The sequence below is a fragment of the Peptostreptococcus sp. MV1 genome, from assembly GCF_000758885.1.
Classification (GTDB): Bacteria; Bacillota; Clostridia; order Peptostreptococcales; family Peptostreptococcaceae; genus Peptostreptococcus.
The window spans coordinates 17,743-43,452 of record NZ_JRNB01000067.1 but is presented as its reverse complement, the minus strand read 5'-3'; the positions used below and the strand labels follow the sequence as shown (position 1 = coordinate 43,452).

Sequence of the window (25,710 nt, the reverse complement as noted above, 5' to 3'; positions counted from 1 at the left end):
CATATCTTTTTATATCTTTATTTACTTTCAAATATTATCTTGTAGATCTTTTCCATATCTACATTTTCTCTTATTAGGTCAGCTAGCTTGTCGTACTCAGCCTCCTTGATAGACTTGTAATTTTTTACATCTATCTTCTTATCCAAACCCTTCTTCTTGGCAATATTATTCAATAGCCCTGACAAAAATTCAGACGAATCAAATATACCATGGCAATAGGTCCCCATTATGTGACCATCCCTAATTATATAATTTTGACCCTCATCTTCCTTTTTCTCGTGTTTTGCTTCAAGTTCCTTATCTATTTTATCGACTTTATCAACTTCCCTATTTTTTTCATCAAGAGGAATACTTGTCCCCAAGTGGGTCTCATAGCCCTCTATCTGACTGCCTCCCAGTCCAGAAAAATATCCTTCCTCGTCTCCAAATGACCACTTGACTTGACTGGTCTTTTTTTCCTTGCCAAAAACCGTATATACATCCAAAAGCCCCAAACCTTTGACACTGCCACCTCTACCATCAAGGGCATGATCATCCTTTATACTCTGGCCCAATATTTGGTAGCCACCACATATACCAATAAGCAAACCACCCTCCTCGGCATAGGCCATCACCTGGTCCTTCATTGGCGACTGGTTCAAGGTCTCCATATCTCCTAGGGTATTTTTTGAACCCGGTATAAGTAGCATATCTGGAAATTTCCAACCTTCCTTCCAATCGTAACAAGCTAAATTTTGGTCTAGGGATACATAGGAGAGATTTACCCCTTCTATATGCTCAAATATATTGAAGTCAGTATAGTTGGACATATGGTCCAGCTTTAGGACAGCCACATTTATCGTATCAGGCCTATAAGCTTGTCTAGAGCCATGGTAGATCTTATAGCTTACCCCATCCTCTTCTTCTATGCCCAGCTTTTGATATGGTACTACTCCCAGAACAGGTATCTTGATGATATCTTCCAAGATCCTGACACCCTCTTCAAAGTATTCCTTCTTTCCCCTAAACTTGTTGATTATGACCCCCTTGACCCTTGCCCTTTCCTCATCTGACATAAGGCTGAGGGTTCCAACTACCGAAGCAAATACACCCCCTCGGTCTATATCTGCCACTAGGACAACCGGTGAATCTGCTATCTTGGCCATGGCCATATTTGATATGTCCAATTTATTTATATTTATCTCTACTGGACTACCTGCTCCTTCTAGGACTACAATATCATATTTTTTTTGGATCATATTATAGACCCCTTCCAACCAAGGTACTAGGTCAGGCTTCATAGCCTGGTAGTCACTAGAGGATATATTTTTTACAAGTCTACCATTCATTAAAAGTTGGGACATATGATTTCCGGATGGCTTTAGAAGGATTGGATTCATATAGGCTCTCGGTTCTATATGACATGCCTCCGCTTGAAATACCTGGGCCCTTCCCATTTCTCCACCATACTTGTCTATATAGGAATTGAGGGACATATTCTGTGACTTGAAGGGGACTACCCTGTATCCATCCTGCCATAGGACCCTACAGATTCCTGCTGATATTATACTCTTACCTACGTTTGATGCAGTCCCCTGAAACATTATATTATTCAAAAGTCTTACCCCTCCCTTCACAATCTTATTGTCTAGACCTATATTCCACATCCAATTGCATATGTTCAAGACCTATACTATGTAACCTATAAAGATACTCTTTCTAAACTTATGACCTATAAGGGTCTCTTATTAAATCTTCACTATAAGGTACAAATCCCATTAATTCAATCATTGGGAAGCCACTTGACATATCCAATATTGTTATCGTTGCATTTTGAAGTCTAAAATTCCAATGGATATCCAGACTCTTAGTCAGCAAATGAGATAGGATATTCCTTATAGTCCCCATATGCGAACAAATTAGTATATTCTTGTCGTTATCCTTATTTTCATCTATTATCATATCCAGTTCCCTGGCATTTCTCCGGTACATTTCCTCCAGATTCTCTCCCTCAGGGAACCTATAGCCTATACTAGAAACCATCATATTCTCAGCCTCTTGAGGGTATCTCTCCCTTATCTCGTCATAGTTGAGACCGTCAAAAAGTCCAAAATTCATTTCCCTAAAGCCGTCTCTCCTGTCTATTTCCAGGCCCTTGTAGTCAGCATAGGACTCAATTGTCTGAACTGTCCTCTTAAGAGTTGATGTATATATCTTGTCTACCTCATACCTCTTCAAATACTCACACAGTCCCTGAGCCTGGGCCTTGCCAACCTGGCTAAGGTCACAGTCACTAAAACCCGAAAAGCTCTTGTGCTCGTTGTCTACGGTTAGCCCGTGTCTAACCAATATCAATTTATTCATTCTATCACCTCATTACAATCAAAATATATATCAAAAATACAATCTCACTAAGTTCAATTCCACAGCCCAGTACATCCCCTGTGATACCACCTATCTTCTTATAGCTAGACCTCACAAGTAGCTTGGTCAAGATAAATGTGAGGACTATGGCTCCTAGTAGGTATGTAAATATGTAGGGATTAGGCTGGCTAAAATACGTCAAGACCCCTGCTGCCAATAGAGAAAATATACTCGCCAAAATTAATGTTGTCAGGCTAGATTTTCCTATAAACATATTCCCCATACCATTTTCTCTGGCAGGCCTAGTCTTGTATGTCATAAAGACTGCCCCCAAGCGTCCGACCAGTGGCATAAAACCTATACACCAGGCCATATTGTAGTCTATCAAGACTGCCATAGATATTAGCTTAAAAACAAGTAAAAATACTATGGCCAGTAGACTATTGGTACCCAGCCTTGGGTCCTTCATTATCTCTAAAATCCTATCCTTAGGCCTGTATGAAAAAAAACCGTCAAAGGTATCGCCAAAACCATCTATATGCAATCCCCCAGTCAATACTACTTCCAACAGTAAAACTAGGCAGGCTTGGAGGTATATATTATCTATACCAGAAAAAATCCACTCAAATGCCCCGTTAGCCACCACTAGTATCAGGCCTATTAGGCCTCCAACCACCGGAAAATATACAATTCCCCTTTCCATATGTGGGTCGTAGCCTAGGTCATTTTTAATACTTATTCTAGTCAAAAACTGAAGTATATTCAAAAATCTCATGCTCGACCACCTCCAACTAAATCGTAAGCTATATATTACATCTCTTAATATAGACATACCAATTATACCTTTTATATATTATATTTGACCAACTACTTAACCCTTATAGGTTGACCTGATACCACAAAATACATGGCCTGACACCTATCAGCTATATACCTGTTGAGCTTGGATGCCAACTCCAAGAAGTATCTGGATAGGCTGGAGTCTCCTATTAAGCCCATACCCAATTCATTTGTCACAAATACTAGATCTAGGTCCTGGTCCTCTACCAGGTCTAATAGCTTGTCTATCTCCCTAAAAACGAGTCTTTCTTTTTCTAGCCTAAGTTCCTTATCACCTGCATCAAAGTCCATATTGTCATTAAACAATATATTTGTCACCATCATGGTCAGACAGTCAAATAAGATAAAATCATAGGCCTTGTCCAAGATGGATTGTTCTCTAAAAAACCTGTCAAAATCCCTGTAGGCCTCTAGTGTATCCCAACCATAGGATGCCCTTCTATCCAGGTGTTTTTTCTTTTTTTCTGCCATCTCATAGTCAAGTATCTTGGCAGTAGCTATATATAGAACCTTATTATTTTTCCCTATATCACGAGCATCTAGTCTCTTGTCATCAACTATCTTATTTTTACTTTCATCTTCTATGTTATTAGTTCTTCCAGGCTGTCCCAGGCAGATGTCCTCTGCAAACTTGCTCTTACCTGAATTAGCCCCACCGGTTACTAAAATTATCCTCGCCATACTAGCCACCCTACTTGCCCTGGTCAGCCTCGTAAGACCTCAAAAAGTCACCTATTGGCTCCTGACTGAACCTGGCCATATTATTATATGCATATATGGCAGAATCTATTATTGGCATGGCTAAGGCTGCACCAGATCCCTCTCCTAGACACATGTTCATATCCAAAATTGGATTCATCTTTAGTATATCGAGTGCCAACCTAGCCCCCTTTTGACCAGACAAGTGTGAAGGAATCAAATAATCTAGACTCTTCGGATTTATCCTATTGGCTATTAGGGCGGCTGCATAGGATATAAATCCATCAATAACAACCGGTATCCTATTGGCTGCACAACCTAATATTACACCCACCATACCACCTATTTCAAAACCTCCAACCTTGGCCAAGACCTCTATACCATCAGTTGGGTTGGGGTTATTTATCTCTATTGCCTTTCTGATGACATCAGCCTTATGCTTGAGCTCTTGACTAGGCAGACCTGCCCCAAAGTCAACAATGTCTATAGGGTCACGTCCAGACATAACTGACAGGATAGCCGTTGATGGTGTAGTATTGGATACACCTATCTCGCCTATGCCTATTATCTTGTAACCGTCAACTATACACCTCTCAGCTACCTCTATACCAATCTCTATAGCCTTGACTGCATCATCCATGCTCATAGCAGGCCCCTGGGCCATATTGTCAGTTCCTTCCCTTATCTTGTAGTTAAGGACACCGACTATGGATTCTCTCCCCTTCATACCTATATCCACTGCAACCATGTCTATATTATTGCACTTGGCTAGGCTGGCTACACCACATTTACCATTTACAAAATTCTCAAATTGTAGCCTAGTAATATCCTGTGGGTAGGGTGATACTCCCTCTGCATGGACACCGTGGTCTCCAGCAAAGGCTATTATGCACTTCTTGGGCCTGTCTTCAATTTCATCACTGCCATATACGCCTGCCATCATACAAGTGATATCCTCCAACCTACCCAAGGACTGAGGTGGATGTATAAGGTCATTCCACCTGGCCCTGGCCTTGTCTATACTCCTTTTATCTAGTGGGTATATATTCCTAGATATACTAACCAAAAGATTCATATCTTCCTCCATAAAATCATCTTATTTTTCTATCTTTCCATTCAAGTATTCTACAGCCTTACTAAGTTGTTGGTTCTTGTCCTTAATCTCTATAGTTGGCTTGATTCCCTTTTTGTCTATATAGCTACCATTTGGAGTAAAGTACTGGGCTGTAGTAATCTTGTAGCCACTACCATCCCTCAACTTTAACATGCCTTGGACTAGCCCCTTTCCATAGGTAGTCTCTCCTATAGATATACCGGCCTTGTTATCAAGGATTGCCCCAGTCAATATCTCAGAAGCAGAAGCCGAATTACCATTTGTAAGGACTACTATAGGCTTGTCAATCTTTTCCTTGTCGCTACTCTTCATATATTCCTTGTGGCCCTGCCTATCCTGGGTATAGACTATGACCGCCTTACCTAAAATCCTATCACATATATCTTCAACGACAGTCAGTAGTCCGCCACCGTCATCTCTAACATCAATAATCAAGGCCTTCATCCCCTGAGCCTCCAACTTGTCCAAAGCCTTCCTAAAGTCCTTGGATGTGTCCTCTTCAAATCCCTTTATATTAATGTATCCAATCTTATTTTCCAACATCTTACTCTCTATGGATACTATCTTTATTTCTTTCCTAGTAATAGTCTTTTCTAACTTCTGGCCATCTCTCAAGAAACTTATCTTTACACTGGTATTTTCTGGTCCCCTTAGATTTTTAACTGCAATATCCATCTCCATATATGAGTATTTTTTTCCGTTTACAGCTATGACTAGGTCCCCCTTCTTCACTCCAGAAGCCTTGGCAGGACTATTGTCCATGACAGACTCTACTTTTATAGCTCCAGTTCCCTTGTCGGCACCAACCACAAATCCAATACCCACATACTTGCCTGTAGATACTTCTAGAAGTTGCTTCATCTCATCTGCAGTATAGTAGGCCGAATACACATCATCAAGCCCACTAAAAAGCCCCTTGTATGTAGCATCCTCTAGCTTTTTTTCGTCAGGTTTCTTATAGAATTCCTTCTTTATACTAGCTTCCAAGGCCTTGTACTTGGCATACTTCTTGTATTCTGCCGGCGGTACAAACCCCAAAAAGCCAATCTTAACCAATGCAAATCCAGTCACTATAGCCGTTACAAGCACTATAGCAACTGTCTTTATTACTCTTTTTTCTAAACTATCCTTCATAATATACCTTGCCTTTACTGTGATTACTATTAATTATTCACTATATCCAACACCTCAATATTATAGTCGCTCAACCTTTTGCAAACCACAATACCTCCTACTAACCTATATCCAAGATAGAAATTGCTTCGTTTACTATCCTCTCACTAGTCAAACCAAAGTGACTATATAGCTCCCGGGTCCTTCCAGACATACCAAAACTATCATTGACACCTATCATCTTGACCCTGACTGGACAATGCTCTACCACGATTTCAGCCACAGCAGAACCCAAACCACCATGGATACTGTGGTCCTCAACCGTTATTATTGCCCTAGTCTCCCTAGCGCAACCTATGATCGTTTCCATATCCATAGGCTTTATAGTTGATACATTGACCACCCTGGCATCTATACCAGCAGACTCTAGGTCACTAGCTGCATCCAGGGCCTTCTTGACCATGGGACCACAGGCAAGTATACTAATATCCTTACCCTCTCTCAAGACCTGGGCCTTGCCAAGTTCAAATATATAGTCATGGCCATATATATCCTCTGTATCATCCCTGACCATCCTCATATAGGTTGGTCCATAATCATCAGCCATAAATTTCACCATACTGGCAGCCTCTCTGGCATCAGCTGGTACCAGGACCTTCATATTAGGCAAGACTCTCATAGTAGCTATATCCTCCAAACTCTGGTGGGTAGCCCCATCTGGTCCTGTCATCAGACCTGCATGACTAGCACATAACTTGACATTTAGCCTGGCCATACATACAGTATTTCTTATAATTTCATAGGCCCTTCCAGTTTCAAAAACTGCAAAGGAACTAGCAAATACCGTCTTGTTAGTAGAGGCCAAGCCAGCAGATACACCTATCAGGTTCTGTTCTGCTATACCCACGTCTACAAACCTAGACGGAAAAGATTCTCTGAAATACTGGGTTTTTGTAGATGTAGCTAGGTCAGCATCTACAACTATTACCTCTTCTCTCTCATCTCCTATATCTACCAAGGCCCTTCCAAAGGCCTCTCTCATCGAACTCTTACTCATAAACTCTCCTATCTTAGCTCTTCCATGGCTAACTTAAACTCTGCTTCATTTGGTATATTACTATGCCATTCACAGGCATTTTCCATAAAAGAAACCCCCTTGCCCTTTATAGTATTGGCTATTACCAAGACCGGCTTGGATTCAATCTTGTCAAAGGTATTCAGGGCCCCAAATATCTGGTCAAAATCATGGCCATCTATCTCAAGTACATACCAGCCAAATGATGTGAACTTCTTTGCTATTGAGCCTAGACTCATAACTTCATCAGTAGAGCCATCTATCTGAAGTCCGTTCATATCAACTATAGCTAGAAGGTTGTCTAGCTTGTACTGGTTGGCAAACATAGCCGCCTCCCAGACCATACCCTCCTGCAATTCACCATCACCCAAGAGAGCATAGACATTGTAGTCGACATCATCAATCTTGGACGCCAGGGCCATACCACAAGCTGCAGACAGACCTTGCCCTAGAGATCCTGTAGACATATCTATACCATTGATCCTCAGCATATCAGGACTACCCTGAAGGTCTTCATTGAATTGCCTAAAACCATCCAATTCCTCTTCTAATAAAAATCCCTTTGCCGCTAGGGTTGCATATATAGCAGGCGAAGAATGTCCCTTGCACATGACAAACCTGTCCCTATCAGCCCTATCTGGGTTATGTGGATCTACATCCATCTTGCCAAAGTAGAGTGCAGTCAATATATCCACACAAGACAGAGAACCACCTGGATGGCCTGACTGGGCCTTGTATATCATCTTGACAACATTCCTTCTTATTTTTTTTGCCTTTTCATATAAGGCGTTATAATCTATCATTATATAATTCCTTTCCCTTTAGGTCGCCATTTGCAGCCTAATTTTACATTTGCAGCCTAATTTTATCTGTATTTGGATATACCAATACATTTTTTATTATACTACAAATACTAGGGGAGGGGTACTGGTATCGGTTACTTGAGATATTATTGTAATTTTTCATTTTCATTTAATAAAGATAGGCTTGCCTAATAATAGCCCGCTTAGATAGCTATACTACTGCAACTGCTATAGTCTTTAATAAAAATAGAGTTGACATTGGAGGTATGATAAGGTCTAATATAATTAGAATATATTTTTGGAGGATTTGATATGATTTATGGAATAGGCAATGATATTATTGAAATTGACCGTATACGTCAAGCTCTTGATAGGAATTCACGCCTTATAGATAAGCTTTTTTCTGATAATGAGATAGCAATGCTAAGGGCCAAGGGTTTCAAGGCCCAGTCTATTGCTGGAAATTTTTGTGCCAAGGAGGCTGCTGTGAAGGCTCTAGGAACAGGTCTTAGGGGTTTTAAAATATTGGACTTGGAAATTTTAAGGGATGAATTAGATAAGCCCTATGTGGTTATAGGTGGTAAATTAAAAGATATGTGTGACGAACTTGAGATTAGTCAGATAATGGTAACAATAGCCCACTCAGATAACTATGCTACTGCAACTGCTATAGCCTTATTATAAGGTTGGCATATAAGAGTAGTATCCTTGACACCTGTATACATCATCATCTTCTGCCCTAGCACTTGTCACTGGAATCAGCCCCTTAGGACCTGGCCACGGACTTTTTATTTCACTCATAATATCACCTCTTTGTTTTATTTAAATACTGTTATTAATGTGTAGGCCACTAGGGTTATCAGCATATATACCGATATAAAGGCCGACATAAAACTTTCCTGGTCCTTGCCATCACACAAGGCAGATAGCTGAAGTGGTACTGGAAATCCAGTTGGACACATAAAATACAAGAAAACTGCTATCTTGAAATATGGGTCTGCCATTAGCCCTGGGAAGACTAGGTAAAATCCACCTATTATTAGGCCACATAGGACCAACCTTATCACCATCAGCGAGAAAAGCGACTTAAGGGTCGATAGGTCTACCTTGAGGTCATGGCCTAGAGTAAATAGGATTATACCTGTAATTGGTGCTAGGACTGCTGTCATGGTATTGCCATATAGGGTCGCAAGTCCTATAGATTCCAAGATACCATGCAGGCCTATAAGGTTGGCCAAGATGCCCAATAGCACTGCTAGCACAAAGGAATTGGTAAATATATTTTTTAGCAGCCCCTTTGCCGACTGGCCTGAATTGACCTGCCTAGATACCAGTATAGGTACTAGACCAAAGTTTATAATTATACCGGCCACGTCAAATGTGACTATATTAAGGGCGTAGGCTGAACCTACTAGGCTTATATATAGGGGTAGGGCTACATTTCCTCCCTCACAAGTCATCAATAGAAATGGTGCCAAAGACCTATATCTCTCACCCACAAACCTAGATAGTATCTTACCTATCAAATATACTATGATCCAGGCCACATCTAAAAATACTATCTGCTTCAATAGGTTTATAGACAGGTCGGATACAAATATTACATGAAATATCAGGGCTGGAAATAGGATTCCAAATACTATTTTCTTGGCTCCTTCTTTTTGGTCCCAGCTAATCCAATTCTTGCTCCTAGAAACTAAACCTAGAAACACCATGAAAAATACTGGAAACAGGGTTTCTACAACTTTCATCAAATCCTCCATCATACTAATAAAGATATATATATATTTAAACGCTGACATGACAAGACCAACTTGGAATCGTCACAATCAGCGTTACATTCAATAATCTAGTCTGGAATCAGCTCAAACTTGGCTATCCTCCAGGCTCCATCTTTTATCTTTACTAGCCATACTTTTTCTTTTTTATTTTTGTATTTCTTTTTCTTGCTATCCTTGTAATCCTTGTTGCCATACTCACCATACATAATAGTAGGATCGTGAGTATCAAAATACTCTATGTCGTATGTAACTTCGTACAGGACAGTATCATCCAAGGAGAAAACCTCAGTCTTGCCATCCCTTCTCGGAAATGTAATCGGCTTACCCGAATAGTCTAATTTTTCCTTGCCAACCATATGTAGGTTTTTGATATTTTTAATCATCTGGGATGTAATCCTATGACCTGGCTCCCCCTTGTCATTGTACAATTCCCACCTACGATATGGCCTGTCATTTAAAACTAGGAAGGGTACATTCTTACCCATTCGAATTTCTAATGAACCATAGTACTTGTCTATAATGTTCTCTGGATATATCTCATCCAAGGGAACCTTAGCATCGTGCTCTTTCGACATTGCATATAATCCAAAAACTGCGGCTAGTAATACAAACACAATAATAACTACCCAATGTCTAATTTTCATTATTAAACCTCATTTTCGCGCCAAGCAGCGGATTCAGTCAGTATAACAGTCTCAGTATCTGAATTTACAGTTACAAAGCCATTGCCTATATCAGCTGTCTTAAAAGGACCCCCGTCTTTCTTGATTCTCAATTTACCTTCTTTGATACCTGCTACAATAGGTATGTGTCCATTCAATATGGCCCTGTCCCCTAGGGTTGTCTTAAAGATTGCCATATCTACCTGGTCCTCATAAAAAGTGCTGTTCGGAGTTACTACTTTTAAACTAAACATTAGTTAGCACTTCCTTTCGCCTTTCTAACTGCATCTTCTATAGTACCTACAAAGAGGAATGCTGATTCAGGTAGATCATCATGCTTACCTTCAAGTATTTCCTTAAAGCCTCTGATAGATTCCTTGACTGGTACATATACACCCGGTATACCGGTAAACTGTTCACCTACTGTAAATGGCTGTGACAAGAATCTCTGAATCTTTCTAGCCCTAGCAACCGTAACCTTGTCTTCATCAGAAAGTTCATCCATACCCAAGATAGCTATGATATCCTGCAATTCTCTATATCTCTGTAGAATTGATTGGACTCCTCTAGCTACCTCATAGTGTTCCTTACCAACTATATTAGGGTCTAGTACTCTTGATGTAGACTCAAGTGGGTCAACTGCTGGATAGATACCTAGCGATGATATCTGTCTAGACAATACTGTTTTAGCATCCAAGTGGGAGAATGTTGTCGCTGGTGCTGGGTCAGTCAAGTCATCAGCTGGCACATAGACTGCCTGTACTGACGTGATTGAACCCTTCTTAGTTGATGTAATCCTCTCCTGTAGGGCTCCCATTTCTGTTGCTAGTGTAGGCTGGTAACCAACGGCTGATGGCATACGTCCTAGTAGGGCAGACACCTCAGAACCAGCCTGAGTAAATCTAAATATATTGTCTATGAATAGTAGGACGTCCTGTCCTTCCTGGTCTCTAAAGTGTTCAGCCATCGTAAGTCCTGTTAGGGCAACTCTCATTCTGGCTCCTGGTGGCTCATTCATCTGACCAAATACCATGGCAGTCTTGTTTATAACACCTGACTCAGTCATTTCACCATATAGGTCATTACCTTCTCTGGTTCTCTCTCCAACACCTGAGAATACTGATATACCACCGTGTTGCTTGGCTATATTGTTGATCAATTCCTGAATTAGGACTGTCTTACCAACACCGGCACCACCGAATAGACCGATCTTACCACCCTTTAGGTAAGGGGCAAGTAGGTCTACTACCTTTATACCTGTTTCCAAAATTTCCGCCTTAGTTTCAAGTTCATCATAGGCTGGTGCTTCCTTGTGGATGGGTGATAGGGCAACTCCCTCTGGAGCTGGCTTTAAATCTATTGCCTCTCCTAGTACATTAAATACTCTGCCCAAGGTTTCTTTTCCAACTGGAACTGATATGGGTGCTCCCGTATCTATGGCATCCATACCCCTGACTAACCCATCAGTAGCACTCATGGCTATACACCTTACAGTGTCATTACCTATGTGCTGGGCTACTTCGGCAACTATCTTATTTCCATTTTCTAACTTTATCTCTAAAGCATTTAATAGGTTAGGTAGATTTTTTTCATCTTCAAACCTAATATCTAGTACAGCTCCTACGACCTGTACAATTTTTCCTATGTTTGCCATTTTTTCCTCCTTACTTTAGAGCTTCAACACCGGCACTGATCTCAGTTATTTCCTGAGTAACAGCACTCTGTCTAGCCCTATTGTAGCTAAGTTCTAAGTTTTGAATCATTTCATTTGCATTATCTGTGGCTGATTCCATGGCAGTCCTTCTAGCCCCTTGTTCAGAAGCATATGACTCCACTATGGCCCCATTTATGGTACCTGAAATATAGTTTGGTATCAAGAATTCTAGAACAGATTTTGCTGAAGGTAGGTACTGAACCTTGGCCCTTGAATTATTGTCTGTCTTTTTAAACCTCTTGACAAATTCTTCTGCTTCCTTGGCTTCTTCCTGTCTTCTCTCTTCTCTCTCACGAATAATCTCTTCACTAATATATACATTAGGATCTTTTTCTTCCTGCTTTTCCCTATATCTCTCACCGCCATACTCCAGTGGCTTGTCAAAAACCAAAGGTAATAGTTTAATGACCTTAGGCTTTTGTGACAAGGCAGATTCAAATTCTGTATAAGTAAGGATTACTTGATCGACTTCACCTTCCTGATACATCTTCATTAGTTTTTCAGTGATAGCCCTTACTTCTTCATACTCATACTTTTCTGCTGATTCAATCCTATCTATTATTTTTACATCTCTCTTGGAAAAATAGTCATATGACTTTTTTCCTACTGTTATTACATAATCTTCGACTAACCCCATGTACTTTTCTGCCTCTTTAAAAGCATTTGAGTTATATCCACCTGCCAGACCCCTATCTCCAGCTATTACTAGGTGACACCTCTTCTTCAAGTCTCTAGACTTTAAAAATTGACTGTTTACCCCCCTAGTATTCATAGAGATATCAACTATAGTTTCATACATAGTGTTGAAGTATGCACTAGAGTCTTCTGCGGCCTGTTTAGCTTTTCTCAATTTTGATGAGGCTACCAGATGCATGGCGTTAGTAATCTGCTTGGTACTATTTACGCTGGCAATACGATTCTTGATTGCCTTCATTCCAGCTCCTGCCATTGTACGCCTCCTTTAAAATTATACTTCTGACTTGAATTTTACCTTAAACTCTTCTATTGCCTTTGTAAGCTCTTCGTTAAAGTCTTCAGCCTTTAGTATCTTTTCAATTATTTCAGGGTGTACGCTATCCATATAGCTGTATAGTTCCTCTTCAAACCTCTTGATATCCTCTAAATCGATATCTGCTAATAGGTTGTTGATTACTGCATATATTATAATTACCTGGTTTTCTACTGTTACAGGCTTGTGTTCTTCCTGCTTTAGGACTTCTACTATTCTCTGTCCTTGGGCTAGTCTCCTCTTAGTATCCTCATCCAAGTCTGAACCAAACTGAGAGAAGGCAGCAAGTTCTCTATACTGAGAATATGCTAACTTTAGGGTACCAGCTATCTTCTTCATTGACTTGATCTGGGCTGAACCACCAACTCTTGATACTGATATACCAGGATCTACGGCTGGCCTAATACCTGCATAGAATAGTTCTGGCTGTAGGTAAATCTGACCATCTGTGATTGATATTACATTAGTTGGTATATAGGCAGCTACGTCACCAGCCTGTGTTTCAATTACTGGTAGGGCTGTCATTGACCCTCCACCCAATTCATCAGAAAGCTTGGCAGCCCTCTCTAGTAGTCTTGAATGTAGGTAGAATACGTCACCTGGATAAGCTTCACGTCCTGGTGGTCTCCTAAGTAGTAGGGACATTTCTCTGTAGGCAACTGCCTGCTTAGAAAGGTCGTCGTATACTATTAGGACATGCTTGCCATTGTACATAAATTCTTCACCTATAGCAGCACCTGCATATGGAGCTAGGTACTGTAGTGGAGCAGATTCTGAAGCTGTAGCTGACACTACTATTGTGTAGTCCATAGCACCAAATTCTTCAAAAGTTGAAACCAACTGGGCTACAGTCGACCTCTTTTGTCCTATGGCTACATATATACATATTACATCCTTGCCCTTCTGATTGATGATAGTATCTGTAAGAATAGAAGTCTTACCAGTCTGTCTATCACCTATTACTAGCTCTCTCTGGCCCCTACCAATTGGTATCATAGAGTCAATTGACTTGATACCTGTCTGTAGCGGTTCGAATACTGACTTCCTGCTCATAATTCCAGGAGCTGGATATTCAACTGGTCTAGTCTTGTTAGTTAGTATATCACCCTTGCCGTCTATTGGTTGACCTAGGGCATTTACTACTCTACCTATCATGGCCTCTCCAACTGGTACTTCAACTATCCTACCAGTCCTCTTTACCACATCGCCTTCCTTGATACCTGAATCATCACCAAGCACAACAGCACCTACTACCTCTTCTTCAAGGTTAAGGGCCATACCGTATACCTTATTTGGGAATTCAAGTAGCTCACCTGACATAGCATTTTCAAGACCATATACACTTGCTATACCGTCACCAACGTTTAATACGCTACCAGTGTCGGTAAGTTTTATCTTATTGTCATAATTCTTAATCTGACTTTTAATTATGGAACTTATTTCCTCTGGATTTAAATTCATTGGTTCACCACCATTTCTTATGATATTACCTGAGAAAGTGTATCCTTGATGCCTTCCAATCTAGACTTCAAGCTGCCATCTATCTCTTCGTTACCTATTTTCACAAGGGCACCACCTAGGATCCTCTCGTCTATCTCATTTGTTAATTTTATCGTCTTATTGTATTTAGCAGAAAGCTTGCCCTCTAGTTCAGCCAACTTGTCTGGACTGAGTGCTATAGCAGTTATTACCTTTCCTTCTGCGACATTATTCTTTATATCCAACATCTGCTTATATGACTTCACAATCGAGTCTAGCTCTGTAGTCCTTGAATTTTCAATCAGAACCATCAAAAAGTTTCTAGCGTTTTTTGACAGCTTGTCCGTAAACAGCTGGTCTGCTATCGACAACTTTTCGTCCTTGCCTATAAAAGGGGACCTCAATACGTCATATAGGTTTGTATTTTCTAAAATAAGCTTGTTTAAATCCTCTATCTCAGAATATATTTGAGAAAGCTGATTTTCTTCTTCTGCTAATTGAAATAAAGCCTCTGCATATCTACTTGCAACCTGACTAATCATTCTTAGCTTCTCCTACTTCTTTAATAAAGTTATCTATCAAATCTTCATGCTTGGCCTTGTCTATGTCCTTTTCGATGACCTTTGAGGCTGCCAAAACAGCTATCTCAGAAATCTCAGACTTGATATTATTAAATGCCTGTTCCTTTTCCTTTGCAATTTCATTGTTTGCCTTTTGCTTGATATATTCAGCTTCCTTCTTGGCTTCTAAAATTATAGTGTCAGACTTTTCTTCTGCCCTCTTTCTTGCAATATCAACTATCATCTGACCCTCATCACGAGCATCCTGGACCTTGGTCTCATACTCTGACTTAAATTTCATGCCTTCTTCCTTTGCCTTTTGGCCTGCTTCTATATTATTCTTTATGTCAGCCTCTCTGGCATCCATCACATCAATTACCTTTTTGAAAAGTATCTTTCTCAATATCAAGAACAATATTAGCACATTGGCCAAGGTAAAGAATAGCTCATATGTCAAGCCTACCAATGGCTTAAATTCCATATTTGTTGCCTCCCATCTTTAGCTGTTTTTTCGATTACATATGTATCCAAGGGTTAACAAATATTAGTATAATTGCTATTACTAGACCGTATATAGCTGAAGACTCTGCAACCGCCTGACCTAATAGCATAGTTGATATTATATCACTCTTTGCTTCTGGCTGGTTGGCTACTGCCTCTGCCGCCTTACCTGCTGCAAATCCCTGACCTGCACCTGTACCTATACCTGTTGCTGCTGCTATACCAGCACCTATAGCTGAACCTGCTATTGCTATTCCTAAACTCATTCCTTCTAACATATTCTTTTCCTCCTAAATTTTCTAATTTCCATTTTTATATTTTTTCTTTTAATTCTTATTCCTGTGTAGCTCCACTTACAAATACCATTGTCAGCATTATAAATATGAAAGCCTGTAGTGAACCTGCAAATAGGTCAAAATACAGGTGTAGTGGAACTGGTATCAAAAATTCCCCAATCGGAATATTCAATGAAGGTATCATACTTGAAAAATACTCCAACATCTTGTAGAACAAGGACATTATTATAGAACCGCCCAATATATTACCAAAGGGACGGAAACTCAATGATATTGGCCTTGCAAATTCACCAATTATATTAAGTGGTGCCATCAAAGGTGTTGGTTCTAATAGTTCCTTGAAATAGGCTATACCCTTGAACTTTACACCCATTACATAGATCATAAAGAATGTAATCAATGCCCAAGCTACAGTTGTATCCAAGTCTGTGGTCGGTGACCTAAAGCCTAACATTACTATCAGGTCTGAACATACAAAGAACAAGAATATCGTTCCAATATATGATATCATCCAAGGTGCACGCTTTATAAAAGCTGTTCCCGTAGTCTCCGTAACTAAGTTTCTAAGTCCACCAATCGCCCATTCCAAAAATACCTGTTTCTTGCTGATTGGAACTTTCTTGATATTCCTGGTAAGTAGTAGGGCTACAATTATCAAGAAGGCCATTATCAACCACTGGGTTACTATGGTCTCACTTAGCTTGAAGTTGCCAAAATAGAGAACATATTTTGCTTGATACATAAGCCTAATCCTCCTTTCTCATTTTCTTTATTAAATTTTTGCCTCCAAGGAGGTTTTGGGCTTTTATTACTATATTCGTACTAATCAAGCCAAATGCAACAGTATATACGTTTATATGTTTTGTAATTGCTGCAAAAACTAGGATAGCCCCGTAGATAAAAATTCTAAAAACATAGCTTCCCAATGATGACAGGGTAGCTCTTGTCTTGTCCCTATCCCCTAGACCATCTAAATTTTTAGCTATAGAAAGTAAGCCCAACATGGCGACTATACTACCTGCTATCAGGCCTGCCATGGTAGAAACTGAAGCCTTACCAATCAAGACTATTACTACTAGTCCCACCAAGTCATAGACCCCTATACCCATGTATATTTTCTTCAAATTTTCTATCAATTGTTTATCCAATGCATCACTTCCTAACCCATCAACATATAAACCTATACACTATTACTCTATCCATCCTCCAAGAGGTCCCTATTTGTATTTTTCATCTTTTTTAGTGAATACTTTTAGGGTCTTGTATAGGCTAACAAAGGCACTTGCTATGCCTAGCACTATGAATATTATCGAAAAAATTGGCGAAGTACCAAACTTCTTATCAATAGTTATCCCTATAAACCCACATCCAAATATACATACAACAACCATTATTCCCAATTGTGTAAGTAATGAAAAAGACTTCATAGCTTCAAACCATACACTATTTTTACCCATATTTCCTCCATAAATTCAATTGACTACTCATTATATCACATTTAACTTTTAATTACCCTTAAATATACCCCACTTATGCAAATTTTAAAAATAATTAATATTTATTTTACATTAATTTCACGAACAAAATCAAATACTATCATGACCAAGTATCTTACAAAAAGCTTGAAGGCTACACAAACAAAAAGTCTATGCAACCTCCACACTTATTAAAACTACTTAGTTCCGAATAGTCTATCTCCAGCGTCACCTAGACCTGGTACTATATATTTATGCTCATTTAATTTTTCATCAACAGAAGCTACGTATATGTCTACTTCTGGATACTTTTCATGAACTGCTTCTATACCTTCTGGAGCTGCGACCAAGTTTATCATTCTGATGTTCTTTGCCCCTCTAGCCCTTAATAGTTCAATAGCAGCTGTAGCTGATCCACCTGTAGCCAACATTGGGTCTACCAAAAATACTTCTCTTTCACCTATATCCTGTGGCAACTTGCAGTAGTACTCTACCGGTTCACAAGTTTCTGGATCCCTGTATAGACCTATATGTCCAACCTTGGCAGCTGGAATCAAGCTGATAAATCCATCAACCATTCCTATACCAGCTCTAAGAATTGGAACTATTGCTAGCTTCTTACCATCCAATTCCTTGGCCATAGTCTTCTGAATAGGTGTTTCTATCTCTACATCCCTAAGCTGTAGGTCCTTTGTAACCTCATAGCCCATCAACATTGTTATTTCAGTCAATAATTCTCTAAAATCCTTTGAACCTGTTGTTTTCTTTCTCATCAATGTAAACTTGTGCTGAATTAATGGATGGTCTGTAATTACTACTCTTTTCATTTTTTCCTCCTAAAATACCTTTTATAAATTTTTATTTTCTATTGCTGTAATCTTGTCTACCCTGTTTTGGTGTCTTCCACCTTCAAACGATGAATTCAGATAGGCATCTACTATATCCAAACCAAGACCTATACCTGTGACTCTTTCACCCAAGGCTATCATATTAGCATTGTTATGGGCCTTAGTCATCCTAGCAGAGAATGTATCCCCTACAGTTGCGCACCTAATTCCCTTAACCTTGTTGGCCGCTATACCTATACCTATACCAGTACCACATACTAGGATACCACATTCAGTTTGACCCTCGGCCACACTGTTTGCTGCCTTTTCAGAAAAATCCGGATAATCGACTGAATCACTTGTATTAGTTCCAAAGTCCACTACTTCATGGCCCAACTTTTCAAGATGCTTCTTGATAGCCGACTTTAGGTTCAGTCCACCATGATCACATGCTAATGCTATTTTCATATTCATTCCTCCAAAATTTTATTTTAACTACACAATAATGTAGCTCATTTACACTCTACTATATAATCCTATAGGCAGCAGCCTTTTTCAGCCTATTCATTATAGCTACACCCAGGCCCTTCTCCTCAAAATAAGGTACATAGGCTATGTCTACAGACTCCCTATCCAAGCCAATCAATACATCAAATAGGTTCTTTGCCAGGTCAGCATCAGATTCACCTAGGTCAAATCGTATGGCCCGATAAGTATGACCGTCTGAACTCCTAGTCATGACCCCTGTTCTCAATTTTTTCTTTTCATTCTCTAGGCACAGGGCGTCCACCTTTTGTGCAAAGTCATCTAGGTCATTTGCTTTCACTATGTATACCTGGGCCTGTGGAGAATAATGCTTGTACTTCATACCCGGAGCCTTGGCCTTTATATTGTCATCCTTATTTTTTAATGATGGGTCTAGTTCTACCTGACCCAATACCTCTTTGAGCATTTCCAGGGTCACACTACCCGGCCTCAGTACCATGGCTATACCTGATGATAAGTCAACAATTGTAGACTCTACACCATAATTGCATGGTCCTCCTACCAGTATTCCATCTACCCTACCATCCATATCCCTGATTATATGATCCGGCTTGGTTGGAGATGGCCTGCCTGATATATTTGCAGAAGGAGCTGCTATAGGTACCCCTGCCCGCCTGATAAGTTGTCTAGCCACCGGGTCAGATGGCATTCTAATTGCAACAGTATCTAGCCCTCCACTAGTCCTATCCGGTATAATGTCCTTCTTTTTGAAGACTATGGTTAGGGGGCCTGGCCAAAATTTTTCCATCAATAATTTTGCCCTTCCATCTATATTCTCTACCAAGTCGTATACATCCTTTTTATCCGCAACATGAACCAAAAGTGGATTATCACTTGGTCTGCCCTTGGCCTGGTATATCTTGGCAGCGGCATCTTCATCTAAGGCGTTTGCTCCTAGACCATAGACCGTTTCCGTCGGGAATATGACAGTCTTGCCATCAGCCAGCATAGCTGCAAATACATCTATCAAGCCCTTATCAGGCTCATTTATATCTATCTCTTTTATCAGTGTTTTCATAGTATCAACCTTCTTTACGAGTCTTGTTAGCTAGGTAAAAAGTGTAATTCCTTTCTAAAAAAGACTTTAGTAAAACCAAAGTCTTTTAACAAATACCTAGATTATATTGATGACATCTTTTCAGTCTGGTCAACTGTAATCAATGCATCTATCATTTCATCTAAATCCCCATCTATAAATGAATCCAACTTATATAGGGTTAAATTAATTCTATGGTCACTAACCCTTCCTTGTGGGAAGTTGTATGTTCTGATTCTTTCTGATCTATCTCCAGTACCAACCTGGCTCTTTCTCTCTGCGGCTATACCCTTTTGCTGTTCTGCTAGGGCCTTGTCGTACAATCTAGCCTTCAAGACCTTCATGGCCTTTTCCTTGTTCTTTAGCTGAGACTTTTCATCCTGACAAGAAACTACCTCTCCTGTAGGTATATGAGTCAGTCTAACTGCTGAGTCTGTTGTGTTGACACACTGACCACCATTACCTGATGCCCTAAATACGTCAACCCTTACATCTTCTGGATTTATATCTACTTCTACATCCTCTACCTCTGGTAACACTGCTACTGTGGCTGTAGATGTATGAATTCTACCACCAGATTCTGTAGTTGGTATTCTCTGAACCCTATGAACTCCTGATTCATACTTTAGTCTAGAATAAGCCCCCTTACCCTTTATCATAAAGGATACTTCCTTATAGCCACCTACTCCTGTTTCATTGGAACTCATAAGGGATGTCTTCCAACCCCTTCTTTCTGCATACCTAGAATACATCCTAAATAGGTCTCCAGCAAATAGGGCTGCTTCATCACCACCGGCTCCTCCTCTAACTTCTACGATAACATTCTTTTCATCGTTAGGGTCCTTAGGTACCAATAGTATCTTTAACTCATTTTCATATTCTTCTAATAGGGCCTCTGATTCAGACAGCTCCATCTTGGCCAACTCTCTTAGGTCCTCGTCACTTTCTTCTTCTAGTATCTGCTTTGACTCTGCGATACTCTCGCTCGCCTTACTGTACTCTCTGTACTTCATTACGATTGGTTCTATTTCAGAAGTTTCCTTCATCAACTTTTGCCAAGTAGGCTGATCGCTGATTATATCAGGATCTGCCACTTTTTTACTCAGCTCCTTGTACTTATCTTCTAAAACCCTTAGCTTATTTAGCATTTGATTTTCACCTTCCTGTATTTTATCTAAATATATATTAGTTCTCGTTTTTCACATAATCAATTTTATATTTTAACACACCTAGATAACAAATGTCAATATTTATAGGCTGCAACCAGTCTTTCGAATCCCTGTATATCTCTTTTGGTGTAGGCATTTATATAACCTACTTGCTCCATCTTTTTTAATATTTTTTGGGCCTGGTCGTGGCCTGACTCAAATGTCAACTTACCACCTGGCCTTAGAAAATCATAGGCATCTTCTATAATCCTATTATAAAAGTCCATACCATCATCTCCACCAACTAGGGCTAGTCTCGGCTCATAGTCCTTTACATCTCTTTGCAAACCATCCATGACTGCATTTTCTATATAAGGCGGATTTGATACTATTATATCGAGTCCTCCCTTATAGTCTTCAAGCTGGGAAAATAGGTCCGATTCTATCAGCTTTACACCTTCAAGGCCAAGCATATACCTGTTCTTTCTGGCTACCTCAAGGGCCTCCTTGGATATATCAACACCTATAAAATTTATGTCCCTGTTGACTTGTCCACTGGCTAGGTCCTCAGACTCCTTCCACAAGCTAGCACCACTTAGTATAATAGCTCCCGATCCGGTACACATATCTAGTACGTTTGTTGAACCTCTATAATTTGCCAGACTTTCAACCAAGTCCTCTACTATCAACTCTGTGTCTGGCCTAGGTATCAAGACCCTCTCATCTACATAAAAATCTAAGCCCATAAACTCTTTTCTATTTATTATATAGGCTATGGGCATATGGTCCATCCTCTTGCTTACCAAGTCATCAAATTTTGAAAATTGTTGAGCTCCCAATTCCTGTCCATAGTCTATCATTAACTTGACCCTGTCACAAGCCAGGACATAGCATAGAAGGATTTCTACATCCAACCTTGGACTGCTGCTAGTTCCTGACAGAATATTACTGTATTTTTCTATTATATCCTTAATTAGCATAGCTAAGTTCACTCTCTCTTTCTGTCATTAGAATTATATCATAGATAGTCTAGCTTGTGGTAATTAGGATCCTAATCTGGCCAAATTCATATCATTTGAAATACAAAAAAGACTATTGCAAAATCCTGCAATAGTCCCTTAATACATAAATTCGAATCTAAATATTAATCTAGGTGTAATATTACTCCATATTGAATCTCTTCTTGAACTTATCGATTCTTCCACCCTTTTCGATATTCTTCTGCTTACCTGTATAGAATGGATGACATTCTGAGCATATTTCTACTCTTATCTCGTCCTGAGTTGATCCTGCCATAAATGTATTTCCACAAGCACAACGTACTTCAACTTCCTTGTAGTTTGGCTGTATATCCTTCTGCATGTAATTCACTCCTTTCCCTATAATCACGAACCTTCCGATTCTAATAAAATTCAACTTCCTTATTATAGCATAATAAGCGACTTTGTTCAACAACTTTATAGATACTATTTAAAATTAATTTTTTTAATCTTGTCTATAAATTCTTTATTGTCCTTTGTTTTCTTCATTTCTTCAATTACATTATCTGATATAATCTGGTTACTTCCATTAGTAAATGACCTTCTCAACTTGTATAAGACTTCCATTTCTTCTCCATTAAGTAGAAGGTCTTCTCTTCTAGTACCCGACTTGTACACATCTATAGCGGGGAATATCCTCTTTTCGGCTAAATTCCTATCCAGGTGAAGCTCCATATTACCAGTACCCTTGAATTCCTCAAAGATTACATCATCCATCCTAGATCCTGTATCTATTAAGGCTGTACCTAATATAGTCAATGAACCACCATTTCTTATATTTCTTGCCGCACCAAAAAATTTCTTAGGTCCATATAAAGCTCCAGGGTCTAGCCCTCCTGTAAGAGTCCTACCTGTAGGGTTTATAGTAAGGTTGTAGGCCCTCGCTAACCTTGTTATACTATCTAGCAATATTACTACATCCCTTCCATGTTCCACCAACCTCTGAGCCCTATTCAGTACCATTTCAGCAACCTTAACGTGGTGGGAAGACGCCTGGTCAAAAGTTGAATATATAACCTCACCGTCTATTGATTCCATCATGTCTGTCACTTCTTCCGGTCTTTCATCTATTAATAGGACTATTAGTGTTACATCTGGATAGTTTTGTGTAATACTATTAGCAATATTCTTTAGCAATACTGTCTTACCTACCTTAGGTGGAGCAACTATCAAGCCTCTCTGCCCCTTACCTATTGGAGCAAAAAGGTCTATTATCCTAGTTGCAATCTCATACCTTTCAGTTTCCAACACAAGCTTTTCATTGGCATAAATTGGCACTAGTTGTTCAAATGGAGTCCTAGATCTTCCAGATGATATATCATCTCCATTCACCTTGTATATATACATCATTCCCCTAAATCTTTCATTAGGGTTTTCCGGCTTGGCTACACCTGTTATAAAGTCACCTGTCTTTAGTCCAAATTTTCTTATCTGGTTGGGGGATACATAAGTGTCATTTTCCGTTGACAAATAATTGCTTCCCCTCAAAAATCCAAATCCATCTGGTAATATTTCAAGTACACCTTCAGCCTTGTTATCGTCATTCATTTCCGGAGGTGTCATATAAAGAATCCTCTTTTGTTGCCCACTATTGCCATCGTTTTGATTCCTATATGAGCCAGACTTTTCAGCCATTGAATTATTGTTGCGTCTTCCAAAGTCTTCATTTGACTTTTCCTGCCTATCACCATTATTGTAGCTAAGTCCCATCTTATTAGATGAATTTTCCAACTCTGCAAATTCCTTAATTTTTTCTATCAAGCCGGACTTATTATATGTAGTGACAGATTTTACACCCAGATTTCTTGCTATAACTCTTAACTCTATTAGACTCTCACTTTTTAATTTTTCGATTTCTATGTCCGTCATAAAAACATCCTTTCCCCTAGTTACCCATCAATACGCTAATGGCAAAAGCCACACTGGAAACTGCAAACATCAACGCTATCAAAATAGATACTAGCTTATACAAAACTTTCTTATTCTTAGCCATCACAATAACTACCTTTCACCATTTTCCCTCTCACAAACCTGGTTTAGATATGCTAAAAAATCATCTCTCAACTGAGGTTTCTTCAAGGCTTCATCTACTGTAGCCTGTAAAAATCCCAGCTTATCTCCTAAATCATATCTCCTACCCTCAAAAATATAGGCATACACATCTTCCTTGTCCTTCAATATTTCCAAGGCGTCTGTTAGCTGGATCTCACCATTTTTACCTGGTGGTATCTGACCTAATATATCGAATATCTGAGGTGTAATTATATACCTACCCAAAATAGCCACATTTGATGGTGCTTGGTCAGGATCAGGCTTTTCAACTAGGGCATTGACCTTGTAAGTATTTTTTGAAACCTTCTGTCCATCAATTATACCGTACTTGTCGGTATTTTCATTTGCAACTTCCTGTACACCCAATATAGTCGCATTATGTTCTTCATAGGCATCCATCAACTGCTTCAAGCAAGGAGTGCCCTGACCATTGTCAACCATATCATCTCCTAGCATAACCGCAAATGGCTCATCACCTATAAAATACCTAGCACAGTATATAGCATCCCCTAGCCCCTTAGGCTCCTTCTGCCTAATATAATGAATATTCACCATATTTGATATACTCCTAACTATGTCTAGGAGCTCTGTCTTGCCCTTATTTTCCAATTCTAATTCCAACTCTACTGACTTATCAAAATGGTCTTCTATAGACTTCTTATTCCTACCTGTTATTATCAATATCTCCTCAACTCCAGATGCCACAGCTTCTTCAATAATATACTGAAGAGTTGGCTTGTCCACTATTGGTAACATTTCCTTTGGCTGAGCCTTAGTTGCAGGCAAAAACCTAGTTCCCAATCCAGCAGCCGGTATTACTGCCTTTTTTACTACCTTATTCATAAAAATACCCTCCCACTTATAATAATTTTTGATAATCTATACTAACTCATACAATTCCTTAGCTTCATCCTTTAAGACGTGCTCTTTTATATTGGTTATCCTGTATTCTACCATTCTTTCGCCAAATCTAATCTTTAAGATATCGCCAACCTTTACTTCGGAAGACGACTTGGCTAACTTGCCATTTATTTCTACTAAACCCTTTTCACAAGCTTCCTTGGCTACTGTCCTTCTTTTAATTATCCTTGATACCTTAAGGTACTTATCCAATCTCATGATCATTTCCTTTTCTTACAATACTTATTATAACATCTATTATGACTTAGTTTTATCCACTATTATCTATTATACCACACAAGAAAAAAATAGTACCGACAATTTCTAGTGTCAATACTATTTTATAGTAAACTTTATTTATTTAGTTCGATTTTATTACTTATTGTTTACTAATTCCTTAAGACCCTTACCAGCCTTGAATACTGGTGCCTTTGAAGCTGGTATTTCAATTACTTCTTCTGGCTTTCTTGGGTTTCTTCCTGATCTAGCTGCTCTTTCTCTAGTTTCAAAAGTTCCAAATCCTACCAACTGAACCTTATCTCCAGCTATTAAAGTTTCTTCAACAACTTTCATGAATGCATTTAATGCAAGTTCACTTTCCTTCTTTGTTAAATTACTCTTTTCTGACATTTTTGCAACTAATTCTGCCTTATTCACAATAACTACCTCCTGTATTTATAATTTCACAATAAAAAAT

General features: G+C 39.3%; 32 protein-coding genes. 1 reads left to right on the top strand and 31 read right to left on the bottom strand.

What is annotated here, in order from left to right:
* Positions 1–17: 17 nt before the first annotated feature.
* From HMPREF1639_RS05400 to HMPREF1639_RS05365, 8 genes are all read right to left on the bottom strand, one after another.
* Entirely contained in the window at positions 18–1,595 is a 1,578-nt protein-coding gene (locus tag HMPREF1639_RS05400; protein WP_052045431.1) for a cobyric acid synthase, read from the bottom strand.
* Between the two features lie 109 nt (positions 1,596–1,704).
* Entirely contained in the window at positions 1,705–2,343 is a 639-nt protein-coding gene (locus HMPREF1639_RS05395; RefSeq protein WP_036764192.1) for a histidine phosphatase family protein, read from the bottom strand.
* Positions 2,344–2,347: 4 nt separating this feature from the next.
* Entirely contained in the window at positions 2,348–3,118 is a 771-nt protein-coding gene (gene cobS / locus HMPREF1639_RS05390) for an adenosylcobinamide-GDP ribazoletransferase (RefSeq protein ID WP_036764190.1), read from the bottom strand.
* Between the two features lie 92 nt (positions 3,119–3,210).
* Positions 3,211–3,864: a bifunctional adenosylcobinamide kinase/adenosylcobinamide-phosphate guanylyltransferase gene (locus HMPREF1639_RS05385; protein ID WP_036764188.1), complete on the bottom strand. Its 654-nt coding sequence runs from the start codon at positions 3,862–3,864 to the stop codon at positions 3,211–3,213.
* A 10-nt stretch (positions 3,865–3,874) separates the two neighbouring features.
* Entirely contained in the window at positions 3,875–4,957 is a 1,083-nt protein-coding gene (cobT, locus tag HMPREF1639_RS05380) for a nicotinate-nucleotide--dimethylbenzimidazole phosphoribosyltransferase (RefSeq protein WP_036764186.1), read from the bottom strand.
* Positions 4,958–4,978: 21 nt separating this feature from the next.
* Positions 4,979–6,130: a S41 family peptidase gene (locus HMPREF1639_RS05375; RefSeq protein ID WP_036764184.1), complete on the bottom strand. Its 1,152-nt coding sequence runs from the start codon at positions 6,128–6,130 to the stop codon at positions 4,979–4,981.
* A gap of 100 nt (positions 6,131–6,230) precedes the next feature.
* Complete coding sequence (locus HMPREF1639_RS05370; RefSeq protein WP_036764182.1) at positions 6,231–7,166, bottom strand: transketolase family protein; 936 nt, start codon at positions 7,164–7,166, stop codon at positions 6,231–6,233.
* 8 nt (positions 7,167–7,174) lie between these two features.
* The gene (locus tag HMPREF1639_RS05365; RefSeq protein ID WP_036764180.1) at positions 7,175–7,987 is read right to left on the bottom strand and encodes a transketolase; all 813 of its coding nucleotides are present in this window, start codon (positions 7,985–7,987) and stop codon (positions 7,175–7,177) included.
* A gap of 312 nt (positions 7,988–8,299) precedes the next feature.
* Between HMPREF1639_RS05365 and acpS the strand changes: the two genes are divergently transcribed.
* The gene (acpS, locus tag HMPREF1639_RS05360) at positions 8,300–8,671 is read left to right on the top strand and encodes a holo-ACP synthase (protein WP_036764179.1); all 372 of its coding nucleotides are present in this window, start codon (positions 8,300–8,302) and stop codon (positions 8,669–8,671) included.
* Here acpS and HMPREF1639_RS09550 read toward each other — a convergent pair.
* The 23 genes from HMPREF1639_RS09550 to HMPREF1639_RS05250 form a co-directional block, all read right to left on the bottom strand.
* Complete coding sequence (locus HMPREF1639_RS09550) at positions 8,666–8,788, bottom strand: hypothetical protein (protein WP_278244227.1); 123 nt, start codon at positions 8,786–8,788, stop codon at positions 8,666–8,668. The genes acpS and HMPREF1639_RS09550 overlap by 6 nt on opposite strands.
* A 17-nt stretch (positions 8,789–8,805) precedes the next feature.
* Positions 8,806–9,738 carry an AEC family transporter gene (locus HMPREF1639_RS05355; protein ID WP_036764177.1) on the bottom strand — a complete coding sequence of 311 codons (933 nt, stop codon included), beginning with the start codon at positions 9,736–9,738 and terminating at the stop codon, positions 8,806–8,808.
* Between the two features lie 98 nt (positions 9,739–9,836).
* Positions 9,837–10,412, bottom strand: coding sequence for a hypothetical protein (locus HMPREF1639_RS05350; protein WP_036764175.1), 576 nt, complete (start codon positions 10,410–10,412; stop codon positions 9,837–9,839).
* A gap of 2 nt (positions 10,413–10,414) precedes the next feature.
* Positions 10,415–10,684, bottom strand: coding sequence for a FoF1 ATP synthase subunit delta/epsilon (locus HMPREF1639_RS05345; RefSeq protein WP_036764173.1), 270 nt, complete (start codon positions 10,682–10,684; stop codon positions 10,415–10,417).
* Positions 10,684–12,084, bottom strand: a complete 1,401-nt coding sequence (gene atpD, locus HMPREF1639_RS05340; RefSeq protein ID WP_036764171.1) for a F0F1 ATP synthase subunit beta — start codon at positions 12,082–12,084, stop codon at positions 10,684–10,686. The genes HMPREF1639_RS05345 and atpD overlap by 1 nt, the downstream gene beginning before the upstream one ends.
* Before the next feature lie 10 nt (positions 12,085–12,094).
* The gene (atpG, locus tag HMPREF1639_RS05335) at positions 12,095–13,093 is read right to left on the bottom strand and encodes an ATP synthase F1 subunit gamma (protein WP_036764170.1); all 999 of its coding nucleotides are present in this window, start codon (positions 13,091–13,093) and stop codon (positions 12,095–12,097) included.
* An 18-nt stretch (positions 13,094–13,111) separates the two neighbouring features.
* The gene (gene atpA / locus HMPREF1639_RS05330) at positions 13,112–14,614 is read right to left on the bottom strand and encodes a F0F1 ATP synthase subunit alpha (RefSeq protein WP_036764169.1); all 1,503 of its coding nucleotides are present in this window, start codon (positions 14,612–14,614) and stop codon (positions 13,112–13,114) included.
* A 17-nt stretch (positions 14,615–14,631) separates the two neighbouring features.
* A complete protein-coding gene (locus HMPREF1639_RS05325; protein WP_036764168.1) occupies positions 14,632–15,174 on the bottom strand; it encodes a F0F1 ATP synthase subunit delta in 543 nt (180 codons plus the stop codon).
* Complete coding sequence (gene atpF, locus HMPREF1639_RS05320) at positions 15,167–15,673, bottom strand: F0F1 ATP synthase subunit B (RefSeq protein WP_036764167.1); 507 nt, start codon at positions 15,671–15,673, stop codon at positions 15,167–15,169. Before atpF ends, HMPREF1639_RS05325 begins: the two co-directional genes overlap by 8 nt.
* Before the next feature lie 34 nt (positions 15,674–15,707).
* Positions 15,708–15,971: an ATP synthase F0 subunit C gene (gene atpE, locus HMPREF1639_RS05315; RefSeq protein WP_036764166.1), complete on the bottom strand. Its 264-nt coding sequence runs from the start codon at positions 15,969–15,971 to the stop codon at positions 15,708–15,710.
* Between the two features lie 55 nt (positions 15,972–16,026).
* Positions 16,027–16,731, bottom strand: coding sequence for a F0F1 ATP synthase subunit A (locus HMPREF1639_RS05310; protein WP_036764165.1), 705 nt, complete (start codon positions 16,729–16,731; stop codon positions 16,027–16,029).
* A 4-nt stretch (positions 16,732–16,735) separates the two neighbouring features.
* The gene (locus HMPREF1639_RS05305; RefSeq protein WP_052045430.1) at positions 16,736–17,137 is read right to left on the bottom strand and encodes an ATP synthase subunit I; all 402 of its coding nucleotides are present in this window, start codon (positions 17,135–17,137) and stop codon (positions 16,736–16,738) included.
* A gap of 69 nt (positions 17,138–17,206) precedes the next feature.
* Positions 17,207–17,446 (bottom strand): AtpZ/AtpI family protein, encoded by a 240-nt coding sequence (locus tag HMPREF1639_RS05300; protein WP_036764163.1) that lies wholly within the window; start codon positions 17,444–17,446, stop codon positions 17,207–17,209.
* A gap of 215 nt (positions 17,447–17,661) precedes the next feature.
* Positions 17,662–18,291: a uracil phosphoribosyltransferase gene (gene upp, locus HMPREF1639_RS05295; protein ID WP_036764161.1), complete on the bottom strand. Its 630-nt coding sequence runs from the start codon at positions 18,289–18,291 to the stop codon at positions 17,662–17,664.
* 21 nt (positions 18,292–18,312) lie between these two features.
* Positions 18,313–18,759 carry a ribose 5-phosphate isomerase B gene (rpiB, locus tag HMPREF1639_RS05290; RefSeq protein WP_036764159.1) on the bottom strand — a complete coding sequence of 149 codons (447 nt, stop codon included), beginning with the start codon at positions 18,757–18,759 and terminating at the stop codon, positions 18,313–18,315.
* A 58-nt stretch (positions 18,760–18,817) separates the two neighbouring features.
* Positions 18,818–19,855: an L-threonylcarbamoyladenylate synthase gene (locus HMPREF1639_RS05285; protein WP_036764156.1), complete on the bottom strand. Its 1,038-nt coding sequence runs from the start codon at positions 19,853–19,855 to the stop codon at positions 18,818–18,820.
* Positions 19,856–19,956: 101 nt separating this feature from the next.
* Complete coding sequence (gene prfA, locus HMPREF1639_RS05280) at positions 19,957–21,021, bottom strand: peptide chain release factor 1 (protein WP_036764154.1); 1,065 nt, start codon at positions 21,019–21,021, stop codon at positions 19,957–19,959.
* A gap of 95 nt (positions 21,022–21,116) precedes the next feature.
* Positions 21,117–22,001 carry a peptide chain release factor N(5)-glutamine methyltransferase gene (gene prmC, locus HMPREF1639_RS05275; RefSeq protein WP_036764236.1) on the bottom strand — a complete coding sequence of 295 codons (885 nt, stop codon included), beginning with the start codon at positions 21,999–22,001 and terminating at the stop codon, positions 21,117–21,119.
* Positions 22,002–22,182: 181 nt separating this feature from the next.
* Positions 22,183–22,383, bottom strand: a complete 201-nt coding sequence (gene rpmE, locus HMPREF1639_RS05270; RefSeq protein WP_007789643.1) for a 50S ribosomal protein L31 — start codon at positions 22,381–22,383, stop codon at positions 22,183–22,185.
* Positions 22,384–22,487: 104 nt separating this feature from the next.
* Positions 22,488–23,930, bottom strand: coding sequence for a transcription termination factor Rho (gene rho, locus HMPREF1639_RS05265; protein ID WP_036764151.1), 1,443 nt, complete (start codon positions 23,928–23,930; stop codon positions 22,488–22,490).
* 132 nt (positions 23,931–24,062) lie between these two features.
* Positions 24,063–24,956: a UTP--glucose-1-phosphate uridylyltransferase GalU gene (gene galU / locus HMPREF1639_RS05260; protein ID WP_036764150.1), complete on the bottom strand. Its 894-nt coding sequence runs from the start codon at positions 24,954–24,956 to the stop codon at positions 24,063–24,065.
* Positions 24,957–24,992: 36 nt separating this feature from the next.
* Positions 24,993–25,232, bottom strand: a complete 240-nt coding sequence (locus HMPREF1639_RS05255; RefSeq protein WP_036764148.1) for an RNA-binding S4 domain-containing protein — start codon at positions 25,230–25,232, stop codon at positions 24,993–24,995.
* 156 nt (positions 25,233–25,388) lie between these two features.
* Positions 25,389–25,670, bottom strand: a complete 282-nt coding sequence (locus HMPREF1639_RS05250; RefSeq protein ID WP_036764146.1) for an HU family DNA-binding protein — start codon at positions 25,668–25,670, stop codon at positions 25,389–25,391.
* Positions 25,671–25,710 lie beyond the last annotated feature (40 nt).

Excerpts from the sequence above, each read along its gene's own strand:
- HMPREF1639_RS05395 (WP_036764192.1), bottom strand. The coding sequence starts at position 2,343 with ATGAATAAATTGATATTGGTTAGACACGGGCTAACCGTAGACAACGAG.
- cobS (WP_036764190.1), bottom strand. The coding sequence starts at position 3,118 with ATGAGATTTTTGAATATACTTCAGTTTTTGACTAGAATAAGTATTAAA.
- HMPREF1639_RS05385 (WP_036764188.1), bottom strand. The coding sequence starts at position 3,864 with ATGGCGAGGATAATTTTAGTAACCGGTGGGGCTAATTCAGGTAAGAGC.
- cobT (WP_036764186.1), bottom strand. The coding sequence starts at position 4,957 with ATGAATCTTTTGGTTAGTATATCTAGGAATATATACCCACTAGATAAA.
- HMPREF1639_RS05375 (WP_036764184.1), bottom strand. The coding sequence starts at position 6,130 with ATGAAGGATAGTTTAGAAAAAAGAGTAATAAAGACAGTTGCTATAGTG.
- HMPREF1639_RS05370 (WP_036764182.1), bottom strand. The coding sequence starts at position 7,166 with ATGAGTAAGAGTTCGATGAGAGAGGCCTTTGGAAGGGCCTTGGTAGAT.
- HMPREF1639_RS05365 (WP_036764180.1), bottom strand. The coding sequence starts at position 7,987 with ATGATAGATTATAACGCCTTATATGAAAAGGCAAAAAAAATAAGAAGG.
- acpS (WP_036764179.1), top strand. The coding sequence starts at position 8,300 with ATGATTTATGGAATAGGCAATGATATTATTGAAATTGACCGTATACGT.
- HMPREF1639_RS09550 (WP_278244227.1), bottom strand. The coding sequence starts at position 8,788 with ATGAGTGAAATAAAAAGTCCGTGGCCAGGTCCTAAGGGGCTGATTCCA.
- HMPREF1639_RS05355 (WP_036764177.1), bottom strand. The coding sequence starts at position 9,738 with ATGAAAGTTGTAGAAACCCTGTTTCCAGTATTTTTCATGGTGTTTCTA.
- HMPREF1639_RS05350 (WP_036764175.1), bottom strand. The coding sequence starts at position 10,412 with ATGAAAATTAGACATTGGGTAGTTATTATTGTGTTTGTATTACTAGCC.
- HMPREF1639_RS05345 (WP_036764173.1), bottom strand. The coding sequence starts at position 10,684 with ATGTTTAGTTTAAAAGTAGTAACTCCGAACAGCACTTTTTATGAGGAC.
- atpD (WP_036764171.1), bottom strand. The coding sequence starts at position 12,084 with ATGGCAAACATAGGAAAAATTGTACAGGTCGTAGGAGCTGTACTAGAT.
- atpG (WP_036764170.1), bottom strand. The coding sequence starts at position 13,093 with ATGGCAGGAGCTGGAATGAAGGCAATCAAGAATCGTATTGCCAGCGTA.
- atpA (WP_036764169.1), bottom strand. The coding sequence starts at position 14,614 with ATGAATTTAAATCCAGAGGAAATAAGTTCCATAATTAAAAGTCAGATT.
- HMPREF1639_RS05325 (WP_036764168.1), bottom strand. The coding sequence starts at position 15,174 with ATGATTAGTCAGGTTGCAAGTAGATATGCAGAGGCTTTATTTCAATTA.
- atpF (WP_036764167.1), bottom strand. The coding sequence starts at position 15,673 with ATGGAATTTAAGCCATTGGTAGGCTTGACATATGAGCTATTCTTTACC.
- atpE (WP_036764166.1), bottom strand. The coding sequence starts at position 15,971 with ATGTTAGAAGGAATGAGTTTAGGAATAGCAATAGCAGGTTCAGCTATA.
- HMPREF1639_RS05310 (WP_036764165.1), bottom strand. The coding sequence starts at position 16,731 with ATGTATCAAGCAAAATATGTTCTCTATTTTGGCAACTTCAAGCTAAGT.
- HMPREF1639_RS05300 (WP_036764163.1), bottom strand. The coding sequence starts at position 17,446 with ATGGGTAAAAATAGTGTATGGTTTGAAGCTATGAAGTCTTTTTCATTA.
- upp (WP_036764161.1), bottom strand. The coding sequence starts at position 18,291 with ATGAAAAGAGTAGTAATTACAGACCATCCATTAATTCAGCACAAGTTT.
- rpiB (WP_036764159.1), bottom strand. The coding sequence starts at position 18,759 with ATGAAAATAGCATTAGCATGTGATCATGGTGGACTGAACCTAAAGTCG.
- HMPREF1639_RS05285 (WP_036764156.1), bottom strand. The coding sequence starts at position 19,855 with ATGAAAACACTGATAAAAGAGATAGATATAAATGAGCCTGATAAGGGC.
- prfA (WP_036764154.1), bottom strand. The coding sequence starts at position 21,021 with ATGCTAAATAAGCTAAGGGTTTTAGAAGATAAGTACAAGGAGCTGAGT.
- prmC (WP_036764236.1), bottom strand. The coding sequence starts at position 22,001 with ATGCTAATTAAGGATATAATAGAAAAATACAGTAATATTCTGTCAGGA.
- rpmE (WP_007789643.1), bottom strand. The coding sequence starts at position 22,383 with ATGCAGAAGGATATACAGCCAAACTACAAGGAAGTTGAAGTACGTTGT.
- rho (WP_036764151.1), bottom strand. The coding sequence starts at position 23,930 with ATGACGGACATAGAAATCGAAAAATTAAAAAGTGAGAGTCTAATAGAG.
- galU (WP_036764150.1), bottom strand. The coding sequence starts at position 24,956 with ATGAATAAGGTAGTAAAAAAGGCAGTAATACCGGCTGCTGGATTGGGA.
- HMPREF1639_RS05255 (WP_036764148.1), bottom strand. The coding sequence starts at position 25,232 with ATGAGATTGGATAAGTACCTTAAGGTATCAAGGATAATTAAAAGAAGG.